Annotated in this window: 19 protein-coding genes and 1 pseudogene; 3 read left to right on the forward strand and 17 right to left on the reverse strand. The window is 63.3% G+C overall.

Going from position 1 to position 19,568, the window contains the following annotated elements; genetic code table 11:
• Positions 1 to 102: 102 nt before the first annotated feature.
• Both E3O45_RS17170 and E3O45_RS17175 read right to left on the reverse strand, forming a co-directional pair.
• Positions 103 to 894 (reverse strand): annotated as a pseudogene (locus E3O45_RS17170) (ABC transporter permease); the annotation flags it as partial.
• A 213-nt stretch (positions 895 to 1,107) separates the two neighbouring features.
• Positions 1,108 to 2,070 (reverse strand): aldo/keto reductase, encoded by a 963-nt coding sequence (locus tag E3O45_RS17175; RefSeq protein WP_134444767.1) that lies wholly within the window; start codon positions 2,068 to 2,070, stop codon positions 1,108 to 1,110.
• A gap of 133 nt (positions 2,071 to 2,203) precedes the next feature.
• Between E3O45_RS17175 and E3O45_RS17180 the strand changes: the two genes are divergently transcribed.
• The gene (locus E3O45_RS17180; protein WP_134444769.1) at positions 2,204 to 2,701 is read left to right on the forward strand and encodes a methylated-DNA--[protein]-cysteine S-methyltransferase; all 498 of its coding nucleotides are present in this window, start codon (positions 2,204 to 2,206) and stop codon (positions 2,699 to 2,701) included.
• Between the two features lie 26 nt (positions 2,702 to 2,727).
• On the opposite strand, the gene E3O45_RS17185 is transcribed toward E3O45_RS17180, so the two are convergent.
• The 13 genes from E3O45_RS17185 to prmC form a co-directional block, all read right to left on the reverse strand.
• Entirely contained in the window at positions 2,728 to 3,543 is an 816-nt protein-coding gene (locus E3O45_RS17185) for a YaaA family protein (RefSeq protein ID WP_134444771.1), read from the reverse strand.
• Between the two features lie 13 nt (positions 3,544 to 3,556).
• Positions 3,557 to 3,820 carry a F0F1 ATP synthase subunit epsilon gene (locus tag E3O45_RS17190; RefSeq protein WP_134444772.1) on the reverse strand — a complete coding sequence of 88 codons (264 nt, stop codon included), beginning with the start codon at positions 3,818 to 3,820 and terminating at the stop codon, positions 3,557 to 3,559.
• Positions 3,821 to 3,822: 2 nt separating this feature from the next.
• On the reverse strand, positions 3,823 to 5,286 hold the full coding sequence (gene atpD, locus E3O45_RS17195; RefSeq protein WP_092448745.1) for a F0F1 ATP synthase subunit beta: 1,464 nt from the start codon (positions 5,284 to 5,286) through the stop codon (positions 3,823 to 3,825).
• Between the two features lie 17 nt (positions 5,287 to 5,303).
• A complete protein-coding gene (locus E3O45_RS17200) occupies positions 5,304 to 6,206 on the reverse strand; it encodes a F0F1 ATP synthase subunit gamma (RefSeq protein WP_092448746.1) in 903 nt (300 codons plus the stop codon).
• A 60-nt stretch (positions 6,207 to 6,266) separates the two neighbouring features.
• Positions 6,267 to 7,904, reverse strand: a complete 1,638-nt coding sequence (atpA, locus tag E3O45_RS17205; protein WP_092448969.1) for a F0F1 ATP synthase subunit alpha — start codon at positions 7,902 to 7,904, stop codon at positions 6,267 to 6,269.
• A 113-nt stretch (positions 7,905 to 8,017) separates the two neighbouring features.
• Entirely contained in the window at positions 8,018 to 8,815 is a 798-nt protein-coding gene (locus E3O45_RS17210; protein ID WP_134444774.1) for a F0F1 ATP synthase subunit delta, read from the reverse strand.
• 3 nt (positions 8,816 to 8,818) lie between these two features.
• Positions 8,819 to 9,379 carry a F0F1 ATP synthase subunit B gene (locus tag E3O45_RS17215; protein WP_134444797.1) on the reverse strand — a complete coding sequence of 187 codons (561 nt, stop codon included), beginning with the start codon at positions 9,377 to 9,379 and terminating at the stop codon, positions 8,819 to 8,821.
• 29 nt (positions 9,380 to 9,408) lie between these two features.
• Positions 9,409 to 9,645 carry an ATP synthase F0 subunit C gene (gene atpE / locus E3O45_RS17220; RefSeq protein ID WP_092448748.1) on the reverse strand — a complete coding sequence of 79 codons (237 nt, stop codon included), beginning with the start codon at positions 9,643 to 9,645 and terminating at the stop codon, positions 9,409 to 9,411.
• Positions 9,646 to 9,698: 53 nt separating this feature from the next.
• A complete protein-coding gene (atpB, locus tag E3O45_RS17225; RefSeq protein ID WP_241980470.1) occupies positions 9,699 to 10,487 on the reverse strand; it encodes a F0F1 ATP synthase subunit A in 789 nt (262 codons plus the stop codon).
• Positions 10,488 to 10,682: 195 nt separating this feature from the next.
• Entirely contained in the window at positions 10,683 to 11,159 is a 477-nt protein-coding gene (locus E3O45_RS17230) for a hypothetical protein (protein WP_134444777.1), read from the reverse strand.
• Entirely contained in the window at positions 11,156 to 12,439 is a 1,284-nt protein-coding gene (locus E3O45_RS17235; protein ID WP_092448751.1) for an MraY family glycosyltransferase, read from the reverse strand. Before E3O45_RS17235 ends, E3O45_RS17230 begins: the two co-directional genes overlap by 4 nt.
• A 3-nt stretch (positions 12,440 to 12,442) precedes the next feature.
• Positions 12,443 to 13,279, reverse strand: a complete 837-nt coding sequence (locus E3O45_RS17240) for an L-threonylcarbamoyladenylate synthase (RefSeq protein ID WP_134444779.1) — start codon at positions 13,277 to 13,279, stop codon at positions 12,443 to 12,445.
• Positions 13,280 to 13,349: 70 nt separating this feature from the next.
• Positions 13,350 to 14,234: a peptide chain release factor N(5)-glutamine methyltransferase gene (gene prmC, locus E3O45_RS17245; RefSeq protein WP_134444781.1), complete on the reverse strand. Its 885-nt coding sequence runs from the start codon at positions 14,232 to 14,234 to the stop codon at positions 13,350 to 13,352.
• Between the two features lie 90 nt (positions 14,235 to 14,324).
• On the opposite strand from prmC, the gene cysK reads away from it, so the two are divergent.
• Together cysK and epsC are read left to right on the forward strand one after the other, a co-directional pair.
• A complete protein-coding gene (gene cysK, locus E3O45_RS17250; RefSeq protein WP_134444782.1) occupies positions 14,325 to 15,275 on the forward strand; it encodes a cysteine synthase A in 951 nt (316 codons plus the stop codon).
• A 33-nt stretch (positions 15,276 to 15,308) separates the two neighbouring features.
• Entirely contained in the window at positions 15,309 to 15,896 is a 588-nt protein-coding gene (gene epsC / locus E3O45_RS17255; protein ID WP_134444784.1) for a serine O-acetyltransferase EpsC, read from the forward strand.
• A 40-nt stretch (positions 15,897 to 15,936) separates the two neighbouring features.
• On the opposite strand, the gene prfA is transcribed toward epsC, so the two are convergent.
• Entirely contained in the window at positions 15,937 to 17,016 is a 1,080-nt protein-coding gene (prfA, locus tag E3O45_RS17260; protein ID WP_092448756.1) for a peptide chain release factor 1, read from the reverse strand.
• Positions 17,016 to 19,535 (reverse strand): transcription termination factor Rho, encoded by a 2,520-nt coding sequence (gene rho / locus E3O45_RS17265; protein WP_134444786.1) that lies wholly within the window; start codon positions 19,533 to 19,535, stop codon positions 17,016 to 17,018. Before rho ends, prfA begins: the two co-directional genes overlap by 1 nt.
• Between the last annotated feature and the right edge of the window lie 33 nt (positions 19,536 to 19,568).

A 19,568-nucleotide genomic window follows, 5' to 3' on the forward strand; every position in this document is an offset into this window, starting at 1 on the left:
GAACACCCAGGCATCGAGGCCCCAAGCTTGACCGCGCCCAAAACTACGAAAGAGGATCGAGCCCAAATCAAGAATTCTTCAGAGGCCGACCGGTGGATTCAGGCTAAGGAAGGCGATCAGTGTGCCGACCTGCATCGAACCGTCTTCGATGCGGAATGCGCCGAACCAGATCACGGCGACGCTCGACACGTTGAGCACGAGCATGACGATGGGGAACATGAGCGCCATAAGCCGACCCGAGCCCAGGGCCACGTCGGTGACGTCTTGGTTGGCCTTGGCGAACCGGGCAATCTCTTGCTTCTCACGAACAAACGCCCGAACGACACGGATCCCGGTGAGTTGTTCCCGCAGCACCCGGTTGACGGTGTCGATGCGAGTCTGCATCTTGCGAAACAGGGGAATCATTCGTACGACGATGAGACCAACCGCGATGAGCAGTATCGGCACGCTCACCGCGATTAGCCAGGACAGCTGCACATCCTGGCGGATCGCCATGATCACGCCGCCAATGCTGAGGATGGGCGCGGAGACGAGAAGGGTGCAGGTCGTGAGCACGAGCATCTGCACCTGCTGCACGTCATTGGTGGAGCGGGTGATCAGCGACGGAGCGCCGAACCGGGTGACCTCCTGCTCGGAGAACTCCCCCACCCGGCTAAAGACCGCCCCGCGTAGGTCACGACCAACTTTCATCGCCACCTTGGCACCGAAGTACACGGCGATGATCGCGCACCCGATCTGGGCGAGCGTGATGAGTAACATCAGCCCGCCGACACGCAGAATGTAGCCGGTGTCGCCGGTAGCGACGCCCTCGTCGATGATGTCGGCGTTCAGAGTGGGCAGAAAAAGGGAAGCGATCGACTGGGCCAGTTGAAAGACGATCACCCCGGTGAGCAGTTACCAGTACGGCCGCAGAAAACTCACGAGCAAGGACCAAAGCACGAAACTCTCCTACTAAACCGTCTAGATGCGTGAATAGGCACCGCCCAGACCGAGGGTTCGGCGCAGCTACCTCTGATGCCATAGTGCACTCTTTCCGACACGTCGTCGACCGAAATATTGCGCGCTGCGCAAAAATCGCCGACTTCGGCACAACTTCACATCAGACGTTCAGGCAAAGAGGTCCGAAATGTAGGCCACCTCGTCGGCGCTCGGCTGCCACTCGGTCGCCGCGCTGGCATTTTGACGGATCTGTTCGGGCTTGGTCGCGCCGGCGATCACACTCGTCAGCCCGGGCTGGGCGAGCAGCCAGGCGAACGTCGCTGCCAACATGCTAACGCCACGTGCGTCGCACCACTCCTGGTACTGCTCAATCACGTCCCAGGGAGCATCGTCAACGAGGTGGCGCCGGATCATCATGATGCGGCTGTCAGCTGGCCCACCCGCGCGGGAGAACTTGCCCGTGAACAGTCCGTTATAGAGGGGGAAGAACGGGAGAAAGCCCAGGCCATAAGCGTTCACGGCCGGAAGGACCTCCTCTTCGACATCGCGCACCAGCAGGCTGAACTCGTTCTGGCTCGAGATGAATTTGGGATGCCCGTTCATTTGCGCGGTGAACTCCGCCTCCGCGATCTGCCAGCCGGCCAGATTGGAGTGGCCGATGTAGCGAATCTTGCCCTCGGTGATGAGGTCATCGAGCGTGGACAGCGTTTCCTCGATCGGTGTCAATGGATCAGCGACGTGCAGCTGATACAGGTCGATCCAGTCGGTTTGCAAACGTCGCAGCGATGCCTCAACGGCCAAACGGATGTACCGGCGCGAGCCGCGCGCGCCCCAGTCCGGACCGTTCAACCCGCCCATGTCCATGCCGAACTTGGACGCGAGCACAATCTGGTCGCGTTTGCCGCGCAGCGAGTGACCCATCAGGGTCTCGCTCAGCCCTCGCTCGGCACCATAGATATCTGCCGTGTCGAAGAGCGTCACCCCGGCCTCGAATGCCGCATCGATGACGGCGGTCGTGCCGTCCTGTCCCTCCGACGCCGTGCCGCTGCGGCCGAAGTTGTTGCAACCCAGTCCGATCGTTGAAACGGTCAGTCCGGAGGAGCCAAGTCTGCGATATTCAATCTGAGCCATTCCTTTAGACTATGACCGTTCGGCCTGCTCGGGGCAAACCGACCGTCTCCTGCACAGCGCACCGTTGCGGGCGTTCGGCACCGATGTCCGAAATCCGCGAGTGCGCTCATTTGGGTGCGGCTACAGTCGAAATATGACCACCACGCCTCCCGCGCTCCTTCGCTTGCCGAGCCCCCTCGGGCGGCTTGAACTCACCGCCGATGATGACGGCATCCTCTCCCTCTCGATCGAAACCGACGGTCACCTTCCGCTCGCAGAATACGCCGAGAGCCCCTCCCCCGTGCTGCGACAGGCGGCCGCGCAGCTGGACGAGTACTTTGCGGGCACCCGACACTCGTTCGACCTTCCGGTGCACCTGACCCGCGGCACGGAATTTCAACGCAGCGTGTGGGCTCGCCTCTCAACTCTGGGCTTCGGCGAGGTCATCTCGTACGGTGCGCTCGGCACTGACATCGGGCGCGCCGGATCGGGCCGCGCCATCGGTGGAGCTGTCGGCGCCAACCCGGTGCCGATCATCATCGGCTGCCACCGCGTGCTCGCGACCACGGGGCGAATCACCGGTTACAGTGCCGGTCAGGGCATCCCCACCAAAGCCTGGCTGCTCGATCACGAGGGCATCATGCACCACTAGCCTGCTCCCGAAGACACGTCTGCGTCCTACTGGGCCGTGAAGATCGTCGACTTCGCCGGCTGGCCCTTGCTCGCCAAGTGCTGCTCGACCAGAAGCTGAAGTTCACCGGGCGCACCGGGTGCCAGGCTGATACCGACCGACCGGGCCCAGTCAATCAGGTCGGCAACGGCCCCGAAGTCCTGCCCGCTGTCGATCAATGCCCGCGCGAATTCCCCCTTGGACTTCTTGTTGAAGTGATTGAGAGCGCGTCTCTGGCCGTCGCTGCTGTCGGCGACAACCCGCAGGTAGATCGAGTTCGGGCGCACCGGACGGGCGCCCAGGGCGACATAGGCCTCCGAGCGCAAATCAAGCAACAGGCCCTCGGTTCGGCCGAGGAGCTTCTGCACGTCGGCGGCCCAATGTTGTTTGAGCGAATGCTTGTTCAAGGTCAGATCCGGCACCCGGGAGTCATGCGACAGCCGGTAGGCTGGAATCGGGTCCAGGGCCGCGAGCGGCCCGAGCAGCGCGGAATGCACGACCAGGTGGGCCTGCGCGAACTCGCGCTGCGGGACCGTCAGGGTGGCAGCATCCAACCCATCGAAGAGCACCCCGGTATAACGGTCAATGACCGGCATGGTCGGCGACCGCAGAAGCTCACGGTTGCGGTCTAGTTCGAACAGCTGGGTGCGACCGAGTTTCAGGGCGGCCATCGCCACTTCCGGGTGCCGCGACAGGCTCACCAGCGCACGCGCCAGGGATCGGCGCTTGCCGCTGAGAGCCGGGTACGCCAGGAGCGACCAGTCCAGGGGTACAGCTTCGCCGCCGGAGCGTTTCGTCTCCGACGGCGGTAGCAGTATCAGCAAAGGTGTTCCGTTGTTAGACGAGTTCAGCCTTGCGAGCCACGACGGTCACAATGTCGTTGTCGACGGACAGAAAGCCATCTTCAGCCTTCGCGACGACCTTGGAACCATCGGCCAGGGTGACGCGAACATCGCCGACGGCCAGAATCGCCAACATCGGTTCGTGACCGGCAAGAATACCGATCTCGCCCTCGACGGTCTTGGCGACAACCATCGCCGCTTCGCCGGTCCAGACCTGCTGGTCGGCCGACACAACGCTGACGGACAGCGACTTTGCCATGCTTAGTCGTTCTCTTTCTGAATCTGAGCCCACTTCTCTTCGACGTCGTTGATGCCACCGACGTTGAAGAATGCCTGCTCGGCGACGTGGTCGAAGTCACCGTTGGCGATCGCCGTGAACGACTCGATGGTGTCTTTCAGTGGAACCGTGGAGCCCTCAACACCGGTGAACTTCTTCGCCATGTAGGTGTTCTGGGAAAGGAACTGCTGAATACGACGGGCACGGGAAACCGTGACCTTGTCTTCTTCAGACAGCTCGTCAACACCGAGGATCGCGATGATCTCCTGGAGTTCCTTGTTCTTCTGCAGAATGGCCTTCACTCGAACGGCCGTGTTGTAGTGATCGGCACCCAGGTAGCGGGGGTCGAGGATACGGCTGGTCGAGGTGAGCGGGTCGACGGCCGGGTAGAGGCCCTTCGACGCGATTTCACGCGACAGCTCGGTCGTGGCGTCGAGGTGGGCGAACGTGGTCGCCGGAGCCGGGTCGGTGTAGTCGTCGGCAGGAACGTAGATCGCCTGAAGGGAAGTGATCGAGTGGCCACGCGTCGACGTGATGCGCTCCTGCAGGATGCCCATTTCGTCGGCGAGGTTAGGCTGGTAGCCCACGGCGGACGGCATACGGCCGAGCAGTGTGGAGACCTCTGAACCGGCCTGCGTGAAGCGGAAGATGTTGTCGATGAAGAGCAACACGTCCTGCTTCTCGACATCGCGGAAGTACTCCGCCATGGTGAGCGCAGAGAGCGCGACGCGCAGACGCGTTCCCGGCGGCTCGTCCATCTGGCCGAAGACCAGTGCGGTCTTGTCGAAGACGCCGGCTTCTTCCATCTCGGCGATGAGGTCGTTGCCCTCACGGGTACGCTCACCGACTCCGGCGAATACCGAAACTCCACCGTGGTCCTGCGCAACGCGCTGGATCATTTCCTGGATCAGAACGGTCTTACCGACACCGGCACCACCGAACAGGCCGATCTTTCCACCGAGAACATAAGGCGTCAGAAGGTCGATGACCTTAATACCGGTCTCGAACAGCTGAGTCTTCGACTCGAGCTGGTCGAAGGGCGGCGGCTTGCGGTGGATGGGCCAGCGCTCCGTGATCTCGATCTTCTCGCCCGGCTTGGCGTTCAGCACATCGCCGATGACGTTGAAGACCTTGCCCTTGGTGACGTTTCCGACTGGAACCGTGATGGGGCTGCCGGTGTCGCGCACTTCCTGGCCGCGGACAAGTCCGTCGGTCGGGTTGAGTGCGATGGCACGAACCAGGTCATCGCCGAGGTGCAGGGCAACCTCGAGGGTGATCTCGTTCGACTCGTCGCCGATGGTGATCGTGGTCTTCAGGGCGTTGTAGATGCCGGGGATCGAGTCATGCGGAAACTCGATGTCGACAACAGGGCCCGTGACACGGGCGATGCGGCCAACAGAGCCGGCCGTATCCTCCGCGCGGACTGGCGCGGTTGCGGTGTCAGTCATTGCTCTCTCTTCTCTGGTTACTTCTTGGCGGATGAGAGCGCATCGGCTCCACCCACGATCTCGGAAATCTGCTGGGTGATCTCGGACTGCCGCGCGTTGTTCGACAACCGCGTGTAGTCCGTGATCAGCTTGTCGGCGTTGTCGCTGGCCGACTTCATCGCCTTCTGACGGCTCGCGTGCTCGGACGCCGCCGACTGCAACATGGCGTTGAACAGACGACTCTCGATGTAGACCGGGAGGAGGCTGTCCAGAACCGTTTCTACGTCGGGTTCGAACTCGTAGAGCGGAAGAACCGTGTTGTTGCCCGGTTCTTCCACACCCTCGACGACCTCGAGCGGAAGCAGTCGAACGACTTCGGGAACCTGGGTAACCATGCTCACGAAGCGGTTGTAGACGATGTGAATCTCATCGACGCCGCCATCGGAGTAGTCCGTGAGGAACGACTCGAGCAGGGCCTCGCCGATTTCCTTGGCCGTTTCGAACTGCGGCTGATCGGTGCCGCCGGTCCAGACTCGCTCAGACGCGCGGCCCCGAAACGTGAAGTAGGCGATGGCCTTACGGCCCACCAGGAAGTAGACGATGTCTTTGCCCTGGCCGCGCAGCAGCTCACTGAGCGACTCCGCTTCACGCAGAACCTGCGAGCTGAACGCGCCAGCCAAGCCACGGTCGGAGGCGAAGATAACGACCGCTGCGCGCTCGATCTTCTCCGGCTCCGTTGTGAGCACGTGCTCGACGTTCGAGTACGTGGCCACGGCCGAGACGGCACGAGTCACTGCACGCGAGTACGGGGTTGACGCAGCGACTCGCGCCTGCGCTTTCTGGATGCGCGAGGCGGAGATCAGCTCCATGGCCCGAGTGATCTTCTTGGTCGTCTGGGCAGACTTGATCTTCTGCCGGTAGACGCGAAGTTGCGCTCCCATGTGTCTGCTTCCTTGTCTTTCAGTTTGATGAGATCAGTGGCACCGCAAGTCGAAAAGCGACTAGCGGCGGTGCTTGACGATCTTTTCCTGGTTGACGTCTTCGGCGGCGATGGCCTCAAACTTCTCTTTGCCAACCGAGGCGAGCGGCTTGCCCTCGCCGGTCTGGAACTCGAGCTTGAACTTGTCGACACCCGCGGTCAGAGCGGCAACGGTCTCGTCGGACAGAACGTTGGTTTCGCGCAGGTTCTTCAGGATCTCGGTGTTGCGACCGAGGAAGTCGAGCAGCTCGCGCTCGAAACGCAGCACGTCGGGAACCGGAACCTCGTCGAGCTTGCCGTTGATGCCGGCCCAGATCGAGACAACCTGGTCCTCAACGGGGTACGGCGAGTACTGCGGCTGACGCAGAAGTTCGGTCAGACGAGCACCGCGAGCGAGCTGACGGCGGCTGGCCGCGTCGAGGTCGGAGGCGAACATCGCGAAGGCTTCGAGCGAGCGGTACTGAGCCAGCTCAAGCTTGAGCGTTCCCGACACCTTCTTGATCGACTTGACCTGCGCGTCGCCACCGACGCGGGAGACCGAGATACCCACGTCAACAGCGGGACGCTGGTTGGCGTTGAACAGGTCGGACTGCAAAAAGATCTGGCCGTCGGTGATCGAGATCACGTTGGTCGGAATGTAGGCGGCAACGTCGTTGGCCTTGGTCTCGATGATCGGAAGACCGGTCATCGAACCGGCGCCGAGGGCGTCGGACAGCTTGGCACAACGCTCGAGCAGACGGGAGTGCAGGTAGAACACGTCTCCGGGGTACGCTTCGCGTCCCGGCGGGCGACGCAGCAGCAGCGAAACGGCACGGTAGGCCTCGGCCTGCTTGGACAGGTCGTCGAAGACGATGAGAACGTGCTTGCCGGCGTACATCCAGTGCTGGCCGATGGCCGAACCGGTGTACGGGGCGAGGTACTTGAAGCCAGCCGGGTCGGAAGCGGGGGCGGCGACGATGGTGGTGTACTCCATCGCTCCGGCATCCTCGAGCGCACCCTTCACCGAAGCGATGGTGGAGCCCTTCTGTCCGATGGCGACGTAGATGCAACGAACCTGCTTGTTCGTGTCACCGGACTCCCAGTTGGCCTTCTGGTTGATGATGGTGTCGATCGCGATCGCGGTCTTGCCGGTCTGGCGGTCACCGATAATGAGCTGACGCTGGCCGCGCCCGATCGGGATCATGGCGTCGATGGCCTTGATACCGGTCTGCATCGGCTCGTGCACGCTCTTACGGTGCATGACACCGGGAGCCTGCAGCTCGAGGGCACGACGGGCCTCGCTGACAATCTCGCCGAGACCATCGATCGGCGCGCCGAGCGGGTCGACGACGCGACCGAGGAAGGCGTCACCGACGGGAACGGAGAGAACCTCGCCGGTGCGGTGCACCTCCATGCCCTCAACAACGCTGGCGAACTCGCCGAGGACGACGACGCCGATCTCATCTTCATCGAGGTTCTGGGCCAGGCCCAGGGTGCCGTCGGCGAATTTGATAAGCTCGTTGGCCATCACGCCGGGCAAGCCCTCAACGTGGGCGATACCGTCACCGGCCGTGGTGACGTAGCCGACCTCGGTCGTCGATGTCTTGTTCGGCTCATAGGACTTCACGAAGTCCTGGAGAGCGCCACGGATCTCATCGGGGCTGATCGTTAGTTCTGCCATCATCTTCCCTTTTCTGTACGGCTGTACAGGTTCTGTCTGTTCAAGACGCTGCCGCCCTGAATCTGGTACTGCGTGGTTTACGGTGCTGCCGGTTTTGCCGAACTGCGCAAAAATCAGCTGGCGAGCTGGAGTCTCAAATCGGCCAGGCGGGTTGCAATGCTGCCGTCGATGACCAGATCGCCGATCTGTACGCGTACTCCCCCGACCAGAGCCGGGTCGACGACCTGGTTGATGGTGAGTGCACGCCCATGGCGTTCCTGGAGGCTCTTGCGCAGACGGTCGAGCTGGGCGGGCGTCAAAACGCTCGCCGAAGTGATGGTGGCAATAGACGTTCCGGCCTGGTCGGCGACAACGGATGCCGCCTGCCGCAGCAATTCGCCGATGCGACGGCCGCGAGGCTGCTGCACCAGGTGGCGAACGATTGCGAGCGTCTGACCGGACACCTTGCCGGCCAGGAGCTTTTCAACCAGGGCGGCTTTGGCGTCGATCTTGCCAAGCTTGCTGGCCAGGGCCAGTTCGAGCTCGGCGTCAGAGGAGACGGTCTTGCCGAAGGAGAACAGTTCGCCCTCGATCGACGTTTCGGCCGAAACAGACAGGTCGCATGCCCGAAGGCCCAATTCTTCGATCCCGGCTAGCAGGTCGTCGTGACTGGACCAGCGTTCGGCAACGGCTGCGGCGAGCAGATCCAGCGCCCGAGGCGTCACGCTCGCACCGAAGACGGCACGAACGAGGGTGACCTTGGCCGCAGCATCCGCTGATGCATCGCCAAGCGCCGACAGGAGCTGCGACGACGAACCGATCACTCGACCGGCGCCGAAGAGGCTTTCGCCCGTCGCCAGATCAGTCGTGCTGCCGGGGACGGACAGTGCCGCCCTCGATGTGGCGAGTGCTTCTCTGGTGGCGCTTCCCATTGGTTAAATCTTTCCTGCTACTGGTGCTTCGCTGGCTTCGAGTTCAGCCAGGAAACGATCGACGATGGCGCTGGCCTTTGCGTCGTCAGACAGGCTTTCACCGATGACGCCCGAGGCGAGGTCAATTGCAAGGGTGCCGACCTCACTGCGGAGCGACACGACTGCGGCCTGACGTTCGGCTTCGATCTGCGTCTTGGCACTGGCCGCGATGCGACCGGCCTCAGCCGCAGCCTGCTCCTTGTGCTCAGCGACGATGCGCTGGCCGTCGGTGCGGGCCTGGTCACGAATGGCAGCGGCTTCGGCGCGAGCGTCAGCGAGCTGGGCCGTGTACTGCACGAGTGCAGCTTCGGCCTTGCGCTGGGCGTCGTCCGCCTTGGCGATGTTGCCCTCGATGGCTTCTGCACGGTCGTCAAGAAGCTTCTGCATCTTCGGGAGCACGAGCTTCCAGAAGAAGAACAAAATCACGACAAAGCAGACCGCCGACCAGATGATGTCGTACCACTCTGGAATTAGCGGGTTCTTCGCCGCTTCTTCAGTCGCGGCTGCAATTACTGCGTGAAGCATCATGCCTCCTAACTAAGTAGTGAAGAGGACTAGTTCGTGAAGATGAAGTAGGTGGCGATGCCGATGAAGGCGAGCGCCTCGGTGAAGGCGATACCGATGTACATCAGCACCTGCAGGCGGCCGGCCAGTTCAGGCTGACGCGCGACACCCTCGATGGTCTTGCCAACGACGATACCTACACCGATTGCCGGGCCGATGGCTGCGAGGCCATAACCGACGGTCGCGATGTTTCCGCTGATTTCCGCGAGAACGGTTGTTGCGTCCACGTGTGTTTCCTTCCGTAGTGGTGAATTCGGCGATCGCCGGATTCGTAAAGTGTCTAGTGTTCCTCAGCCAGCGCGAGCTGGATGTAGACGGCGGTGAGTAGGGCAAAAATGTAAGCCTGGAGGACGGCAATCAGCACTTCGAAGAGCGTGAAGGCGAAGCCGAAGACGAGGGTGCCAGCGCCGAAGAGCTTGAACCCGCCATCCGCAGTGAAGAAGAAGAACTGGGTGGCGCTGAAGAACAGCACGAGCAGAAGGTGTCCGACGATCATGTTCATCATCAGTCGAAGCGTGAGGGTAACCGGTCGCACCAGGAACGTCGAGATGAATTCGATTGGCGTCACAATGATGTACAGGGCCGGAGGGACTCCGGGCGGGAAGAGCGAGTTGCGGAAGAACTTCGCAGGGCTCTTCTTGACGCCGGCGTAGATGAAGGTTCCGTAGGAGATGACACCGAGAAGCAGCGGAACCCCGATCACCGAGGTGCCGGCGATATTGAGGAACGGAATGATTCCGGTGATGTTCATGAACAACACCATGAAGAAGATCGTCGTCAGAAGTGGCAGAAAACGCTTGCCGTCTTTCTTACCGAGCAGGTCTTCGGCAATGTTGACGCGAACGAAGTCGAGTCCCATTTCGGCCAGGCTCTGGCCGCGGGTCGGAATGATCTTCATACGACGCGTACCGAGCCAGAACACCAGCATCAGGACCGCAACCGCGAGGAAGCGGATCAGGATAATGCGGTTGATCTCGAACGGAGTATCGGCAAAGAAGATTACATCGGGGAAGAACTCATTGATGGAGGGACCGTGGAATTCACCGTCGTCGGTGGCAGACGGGACCATCAGGTTTACGGCGATTTTTAGCAGCGCTTTCTCCTGTTTCGGGGCGGTGAGCTCTGCTCGCGCATCGACGAATATGGGCAGGTTCACTACGCTGTAAAGCATGTGCAAACCGGGGTTGGATCGGTGTTTACTCTAGCAAAGATCAGGCGCTGCGCCGAATCGAGAGCGGGATGGGTCGAGGCTTGGGTGCCAAGGTCAGTCGTCGATGGGTGCAGGGGGCAACGTGACGTCACTCGTATAGGGCATTCGACTCTTCATCACCACGACCGCATCGACCACGAGGGAGCCGATCACTCCGGCAATGATGCAGAAGAACAGCACCATTGGTTGGATCCAGGCGCGGTCCTGCAGCAGCACCAAAAGCACCAGGAAGACGACGAACTTGAGCAGCCAGCCGCCCATGATGATGCCAAAGAATCCACCGATGGCGGATTCGTTTCCGGCCACGCGGTTGGCCAGGAGAATACTGCCGGCCGTTATCCCCATGAAGGCTACCGACATGGCCGTTCCGATCAGAGCGCTGAGTACCCCGGTACCGCCGTCGACGACAAAGCCCACAATGGATCCGATCACCGCGATGGCCACGGCGACGTAGACGCCGTAGATCAGGATGCGACGCAGCACGGGGATCGAGGTGGGCTGGGTGGGGGCGGGCGTGTTGGTGCTGGTCATGCGTTCTCCTCGGCAGGCGTCGCCGCGGGGGCGGTCGCTCGTGTCGTTGCGGGGTCTGATAGTACGGGTGTGTCTGTGGTGTGCTGGGCCGCGACGTCGAGCGGGTCGAGCTGATTCAGAACGACCACCGGCAGCGGCGCCGACTGGCTGGCCCACTCGCCGGTCTTGCGGCGACCGAGCGGGGCGAGGGTGACGATGGTGCAGATCAGGAGCGAGGTCACCAGGAAGATGGTCGCGTAGCCGGTGGGAAGACCGAGGTAAACCGGCAGGATGTAGTAGAGCAGGCATCCGATGGATGCTGCGGCTGTCCACCCATAGAAGATCAGCACGGCATGCAGGTGGGAATGTCCCATATCGAGCAAGCGGTGGTGCAGGTGTTTTCGGTCGGCACTGAAGGGTGATTTGCCCGCGTGTACCCGGCGGAGGACGGCGAGCCCGAAGTCCAGCAGCGGGATGATCATGATCGCCAGGGGCAGCAGGAGGGGAATGAAGGCCGGGAACAGCTGCGAACGATTGAGGGAGGTCAGGTCGATCTGCCCGGTGATGGCTATCGCACTCGTGGCCATGAGCAGGCCTACCAGGAGCGCACCGGCGTCGCCCATGAACATCTTCGCTGGATGCCAGTTCAACGGCAGGAACCCCACACAGGCGCCGACCAGGATGGCAGCAATCAGCGAGGCGAGGTTGAAGTAGTTGGTCGGCGAGGTGTCACGCACGAGCAGATAGCTGTACAGAAAGAAAACGCCGTTGGCGATGAGGGCGACGCCGGTGACGAGACCGTCGAGGCCATCGATGAAGTTGATCATGTTCATGACGACGACGATGGCGACGACCGTGACGACGATCGACGTCCAGCCGCTCCAGACCGTCAGTCCGCCGATCGGCAGGGAGTAGATCTGCACGCCCTGCCAGGCCACGAGCCCGGCGGCGATGAATTGGCCGGCGAGTTTCGTCATCCAGTCGAGGTCCCAGATGTCGTCGGCCACCCCGACCAGCACGATCAGCAGCGCTGCGCCGAGGATCGCGAGGATCTGCTGCGGGTCGGCAAAGACCAGGCGCAGCGGTGCGAATGCCCCGGCCGTGAGGTAGGCGATACCGAATGCGACCAGGATGCCGAGGAACATGGCGATTCCGCCGAGGCGCGGCGTCGGGCGGGTGTGCACGTCACGTTCCCGAATCTTCGGGTAGAGACGGTACTTGTGGCTGAGCTTGTAGACGACGATCGACAGCCCGAAGGTGACGATCGCCGAAACGAGCGCGAGCAGAATGAATACTGTCATGGGCTACCGGCTGGTATCCGTGTCGTCCTGGGAGGGCGCGGAGAGTGTGGGTGCCGCATCCGTTTCGCCTGCATCGGCGGGATCGACCGCTGCGTCGGGCGCCGCTGTGTCGGGCGCCGCCTCCGGGGCCAGCAGTGCGCCGATGACGTCGGAGATCGCGTCTCGGGAGATGACCCCGGAGCGCACGATGTGCAGCAGACCGCCATTGGTCTCAAAGCCGGTCGCGTCGACGATGGTCGAGGAGCCCTCACCAGCCAGTCCGAAGGCGCTTTCATAGGTGTTGCCGGCCGTGCCGCCGTCGAGATAGACCTCAACGCTTTCGCCGAGGGCGGCCTCGGCGGAAAGCGCGTCGAGGGCGGCGGGCGCGCCGCTGAGGTTCGCGCTCGACACCGCGAGCGGGCCGGTTGCGGCGAGCAAGTCGAGCGCGACCTGGTTGCTCGGCATGCGCAGGGCCACGGTGCCGCGGGTTTCGCCGAGATCCCAGACCAGCGACGGCTGGGCATGGACGATGACGGTCAATCCGCCCGGCCAGAACGCCGCGACCAGGTCGCGAACGGGCTGCGGTACGTCGACGGCTAGGGCATCGAGGGTGCTGACGGTGGGAATCAGCACGGGCGGCGGCGACTGGCGCCCGCGCCCCTTCGCGTCCAGGAGCAGCTGTACGGCTTCGGCATTGAACGCGTCGGCGGCAACCCCGTAGACGGTGTCGGTGGGGATGACGACGAGGGCCCCTCGGCCGATCGCCGAGCACGCCAGTGCGATGGCCGCCTGGTATTTCGATTGGCTCGTGTCGGACTCGCCCGTGTCCGAGTCGCTCGTGCAGTCGTAGATACGTGTCATTTCCGGCAATTCTAACCCAGCGCGGTTGTGAGAAGCGGATTCCACGGCCACCGGTTGCGTCGCGCGTCGCTCAGGGGTGCAACGCCGTGGTCGCCCGGTCGCGACTCGTGTAGTCACGGTGGGTGGCCGGGGCGCGCCAACCGTCCGCGGCTAGTAGAGCCCGGATAGCCACTCCCTGCAGTTCCCCGTGTTCGATCACGAGCACACCGCCCGGTCGCAGCAGGCGCAGGCCGGTCGCCGATACGCTTCGCACCACGTCGAGGCCGTCCGGACCACCGAACAGGGCGTGGGCCGGATCGAACAGGCGCACCTCGGGGTCGCGGGGAATCGCATCCGCTGGAATGTACGGGGGATTGGAAATGACGACGGCGACCGTGCCGTTGAGTTCGAGGAAGGCGTCGGCGAGGTCACCGAAGGTGAGGGTGGCATTGGGGGCAGCGACCTCCGCGAAGTTGCGAGAGGTCCACGGGTACGCTTCCGCCGAGTTCTCGACGGCGAAGATACGGGCGTGCGGCACCTCTGTGGCCAGGGCCAGAGCGATGGCGCCACTGCCGGTGCCGAGGTCGACACCGATCGGCTCCGCGTCGGGCATCGATCGCAGCGCGTCGATAGCGAACTGGGCGACCTGCTCGGTTTCGGGGCGAGGCACGAAGACACCCGGTCCAACGTTGATGGCCAGCGCCCGGAATGGGGCGCGCCCTGTTATGTGCTGCAGGGGCTCGCGGGCACTGCGGCGGGCCAGCAGGAGGTCGATGGTGACTGCATCCGCTTTGCTGACGGGTTTGGCCAGGATGCTGGCGGCCTGCACTTCGCCGCGGCTTTGACCGAGTACGTGGCCGATCAGCAGGTCGGCGTCGACCTCCGGGTCGAGGATTCCGGCAGCGTCGAGCCGGGCAATGGCCTGGTTTCTCAGGGAAGTGACGGTGGCGGGCTGGGCAGAATCTGAAGAAGGCACGTAGTGAAATGTAACGCACCCGGCCGTTAGTGGCCGAGGGCCATAGGCTGGTGAAGGCCCTAAACACCATATTTTGCCGAAGATCACCGAATGAAAGTTGCTCACGTGCCCAAGATCTATTCCGACATCACCGAAGCCGTCGGTGGGACCCCCCTCGTCAAGCTGAACCGTTTGACCGCCGGGCTCGGCGCCACTGTTCTCGCCAAGCTCGAGTTCTACAACCCCTCCAGCAGCGTGAAGGACCGCATCGGCGTCGCCATCATCAACGCGGCCGAGAAGGATGGCTCGCTCAAGCCGGGCGGCACCATCGTTGAAGCGACCAGCGGCAACACGGGCATCGCCCTGGCTATGGTCGGCGCAGCCCGTGGCTACAACGTCATTCTGGCCATGCCGGAGACGATGAGCAAGGAACGTCGCGTCATGATGCGCGCTTACGGCGCCGAGATCGTGCTGACCTCCGGTGCCGACGGTATGCGCGGCGCGGTCGAGAAGGCCGCCGAGATCGTTTCCAACACCCCGGGCGCCGTTCTGGCCAGCCAGTTCACGAACCCGGCCAACCCAGCCATCCACCGCGCGACCACCGGCGTGGAGATCTGGAACGACACCGAGGGCACCGTCGACATTCTCGTCGCGGGCATCGGCACCGGCGGCACCATTTCCGGCACCGGCGGCTATCTCAAGGAGCAGAAGCCAAGCCTCAAGGTCGTCGGCGTTGAGCCGATTGACTCCCCCATTCTCTCCGGCGGCAAGCCCGGCCCGCACAAGATTCAGGGCCTCGGTGCGAACTTCGTGCCGGAAACTCTGGACCGTCAGGTCTATGACTCGATCACCGATGTCACCCTGGCCGACTCGCTCGCCACGGCACGCAAGCTCGGCACCGATGAGGGCATCCTCGGCGGCATCTCCGGTGGCGCTGCCGTCTGGGCCGCGCTCGAGCAGGCGAAACTGCCCGAGAACAAGGGCAAGACCATCGTCGTCATCATTCCCGGCTTCGGCGAACGGTACATCTCAACCGTGCTGTACGAAGACCTGCTCGACTAAGCCGTCAGCCCCTCCATGAATCCCCCAGAGTCAGTGAGCGTTTTCGAGCGCCTCCGCGAAGACATCGCAACGGCGCGCACCCACGACCCGGCCGCGCGCAGCAACACCGAGGTCTTCCTTGCCTACAGTGGGCTGCACGCGGTCTGGTCGTATCGGATCGCGAACCGTCTGTGGCGTCGTGGACTACACCTGCTGGCCCGCCTGATATCTCAGGTGACCCGGTTTCTGACCGGAATTGAGATTCACCCGGGGGCAACCATCGGGCGTCGCCTGTTCATTGACCACGGCATGGGTGTCGTGATCGGTGAAACGGCCGTGCTCGGGAACGATGTGATGCTGTACCACGCGGTGACGCTGGGCGGCAAGAGCCGGCACGGGCATTCGCGCGGCGTGCGACGGCATCCGTTTCTCGACGACGGAGTCACCGTGGGAGCTGGCGCCAAGGTCCTCGGCCCGATCACCATCGGTGCCTGGAGCACGATCGGCTCGAACGCGGTCGTAACCAAAGATGCCCCGCCGCGGTCGCTGCTCGTGGGGGTGCCGGCGACGATACGCCCGCAGACGCCCGCGACGGTCGAGTCCGCCCGCGGAGGCACTCTGGAGCCCGAGTACTACCTCTAGAATACGACCGGGCCCGGGCCCGGTTAGGTTAATGCGGGTGCTACTCGGGGTCGCCGAGCTCGGCCAGGCGGGTTTCCTCGTCGGCGTGGATACAGGAGTCGATCACGGGGCCGAGGGCTCCGTTCATGACGGCGTCGAGGTTGTAGGCCTTGTAACCGGTACGGTGATCGGCGATGCGGTTCTCCGGAAAGTTATACGTGCGGATGCGCTCGGAGCGATCCATGGTGCGAATCTGCCCCTTGCGCACGAGCGAGGCCGCCGCGTCGATTTCTTCCTGCTGACGCGCCAGAACCCGGGCCCGCAGCACGCGCATCCCGGCTTCCTTGTTCTGCAGCTGCGACTTCTCGTTCTGCATGGCCACCACGATTCCGGTCGGAAGGTGGGTGATGCGCACGGCGGAGTCGGTGGTGTTGACCGACTGGCCACCGGGACCGCTCGAACGATACACGTCGATCTTGAGGTCGTTCGGGTGCAGCTCGACCTCTTCGGGCTCGTCAACCTCGGGGAAGACCAGCACGCCGGCCGCCGACGTGTGAATGCGTCCCTGCGACTCGGTCGCCGGCACGCGCTGCACGCGGTGCACGCCGCCCTCGTACTTCAGGTGCGCCCAGACACCCTCGGCAGGGTCGCTCGAATTGCCCTTGATAGCGAGCTGGATGTCTTTGATGCCGCCAAGATCGCTCGAAGTCTGCTCGATGATCTCGGTTTTCCAGCGATTGGACTCGGCGTAGTGCAGGTACATGCGCAGCAGATCGGCGGCGAACAGCGCCGATTCGGCACCGCCTTCCCCCATCTTGATCTCCATGATCACGTCGCGGGCGTCGAGTTCGTCGCGAGGAATCAGCAGGCGTCGCAGCTTCTCAGCCGTAACATCAAGCTGTTCCACCAAATCCGGAATCTCTTCGGCGAAGGCAGCATCTTCGTCAGCGAGTTCACGAGCGGCTTCGAGGTTATCTTCAACCGCTTTCCACTCGTGGTACGCCGCGATGATGCGACTCAACTCGGCATAGCGCCGGTTGACCTTTTTCGAACGGGCCGGATTCGCGTGCAGCTCCGGATCCGCCAACTGCGACTGCAGGTCGTCGTGCTCGGCCAGCAGCGTGAGGACGGATTCGAACATTACTTATCCTTGTCTGACCCGTTCAGGGTCGGCATCGACTTCTGAACCTGCATGAGGAATTCCACGTTCGAGGAGGTCTCCTTGAGACGGCCGAGGATGAGTTCGAGCGCCTGCTGCTGCTCGAGCCCGGCGAGGGCGCGACGCAGCTTCCAGGTGACCTTGACTTCATCCGCGCTCATGAGCATTTCTTCGCGGCGGGTGCCCGACGCGTTCACGTCGACGGCGGGGAAGATGCGCTTGTCGGCCAGCTGGCGGGACAGGCGCAGTTCCATGTTGCCGGTGCCCTTGAACTCTTCAAAGATGACCTCGTCCATCTTGGAGCCGGTCTCCACGAGCGCGGAGGCGAGAATGGTGAGCGAGCCACCGTTCTCAATATTGCGCGCCGCACCGAAGAAACGCTTCGGCGGATATAAAGCGGATGCGTCGACGCCGCCGGAGAGGATGCGACCAGAGGCCGGGGCCACCAGGTTGTAGGCGCGGCCCAGTCGGGTGATCGAGTCGAGCAGCACGACGACGTCGTGGCCGAGCTCGACCAGACGCTTGGCACGCTCGATGGCGAGTTCGGCGACGGTGGTGTGGTCTTCGGCCGGACGGTCGAAGGTGGAGGCGATGACCTCACCCTTCACCGTTCGCTGCATGTCGGTGACCTCCTCTGGACGCTCGTCAACCAGAACGACCATGAGGTGAACCTCAGGGTTGTTGGTGGCGATGGCGTTCGCGATCTGCTGCATGACGATGGTCTTGCCGGCCTTGGGCGGTGCAACGATCAGGCCGCGCTGGCCCTTGCCGATCGGAGCAACGAGGTCGATGATGCGCTGGGTTAGCTTGCCCGGCTCGGTTTCGAGGCGCAGGCGCTCCGTCGGGTACAGCGGCGTGAGCTTGTGGAAGTCGACACGGGCCGCGGCCTCTTCAACGGTCTGACCGTTGATCGAGTCGACCTTGACGATGGCGTTGTACTTCTGTCGGCCGGACTGGTCACCCTCGTGCGGCTGGCGAATGGAGCCGACGACGGCGTCACCCTTGCGCAGGTTGTACTTCTTGACCTGGCCGAGCGAGACGTAGACGTCGCTCGCACCGGGAAGGTAGCCGGAGGTGCGTACGAACGCGTAGTTGTCGAGCACGTCCAGGATTCCGGCGACGGGAATGAGTACGTCATCGTCGTTGACCTCGGGCTCGAAGTCATCGCCCTGGTTCGGGCCGCGACGCTTGCGGTCACGGTACCGGTTGCGGTTGCCGCGGCCATTCATGTCGTCGTCGAGACGGTCGGGACCCTGGTTGCGATCCTGGCCCTGATTACGGTCCTGGCCACGGTCATTCTGACCCTGATTGCGGTCCTGGCCCTGATTACGGTCCTGATTACGGTCCTGATTGCGATCGGCCTGCGCCTGCGCGCGCTCCTGATTGCGTTCCTGGTTGCGCTCATTGCGCGCCTGACGCTGGCTCTGTGCGCGGGTCAGGCCCTCGTCGTTTGAGCCGTTCTGGTTGCGGTCGTTCTGGTTGTTCTGGTTGTTCTGGTTGTTCTGGTTGTTCTGGTTGTTCTGGTTGTTCTGATCAACCTGGTTACGGTCGGCGACCTGCGCACGATCGCCACCGCGGCTACGGCTGCGGCTGCGGCCCTGGCGCGGCGCGTTCGTCTCGTTGGAGTCATCGGTCGATTCGTTTGAGTCGTCTACTGCCTCGACCTGCGGGGCCGCTGCGTCGGCGGGCACCTCGACCGGCGCGGCACTGTCGGTGCCGGCATCGGCTGCGGGAACGTTGCGCTGAGACGATGCCCGACGGGACGGACGGCGGGCTGCCGGTGCAGTCTCGGCTGGCGTGCTCTCGGCCGGGGCAGTGTCGGTCGGGGCGCTGTCGGTGGCTGCGCTGTCGGTCGGGGCGCTGTCAGCGGTGTTGAGGACGACGGCGGCCGCACCATCGAGGTGAACCGGCGCAACCTGCACGCGCTTGCGCGCCTGGCGAACCGGCTTGTCGGTGACCGGTTCGGTGTTCTCGCCGGTGTTTTCAGAAGCGGATGCCGCAGCATCCGCTGTCGGCGCGCTCGTGGCGGCCGCAGCGCCACGGGCGTTGCGTGCAATACGAGAGCCGGCGGCCGGAGCGTCGGGGAGGATGATGCCGAATCCGGAGCTGGCGTCGGCATTGACGTGGGATTTGGCGGGAGCGGCGGTGCTGGTGCTGGCACGACGAGGCGCACGCTTGCGCGGAGCAGCATCGATGGCCTCGGCGAGGCTCTCGACCGGTGCGGACTCTGCCGGCGCCGACTCAACTACGGGAGCAGCATCGAGGGGAGCAACGGTCAGGGCCGGAGCAGGGTTACTGGCCTGTTCAGTGCTGGTCTGCTCGGTATCGGCCTGTTCGGTGCCGGACCGAGCCGTTTCGATTGCGTCCACGAGCTCTCCTTTACGAAGCTTGGAAGCGCCGGAGATTCCCAGCTCGAGAGCCAGAGCCTGAAGCTCGGACACGCGAAGGGTACTGAGACGGGGAAGATCCGAGCCAGTGGCGCGGAGGTTGACATCAGTCACGAAGGGGGTTCCTTTCCCCTGCCGAACAAAAAT

The organism is Cryobacterium sp. TMS1-20-1 (assembly GCF_004402355.1).
Lineage (GTDB): Bacteria > Actinomycetota > Actinomycetes > Actinomycetales > Microbacteriaceae > Cryobacterium > Cryobacterium levicorallinum.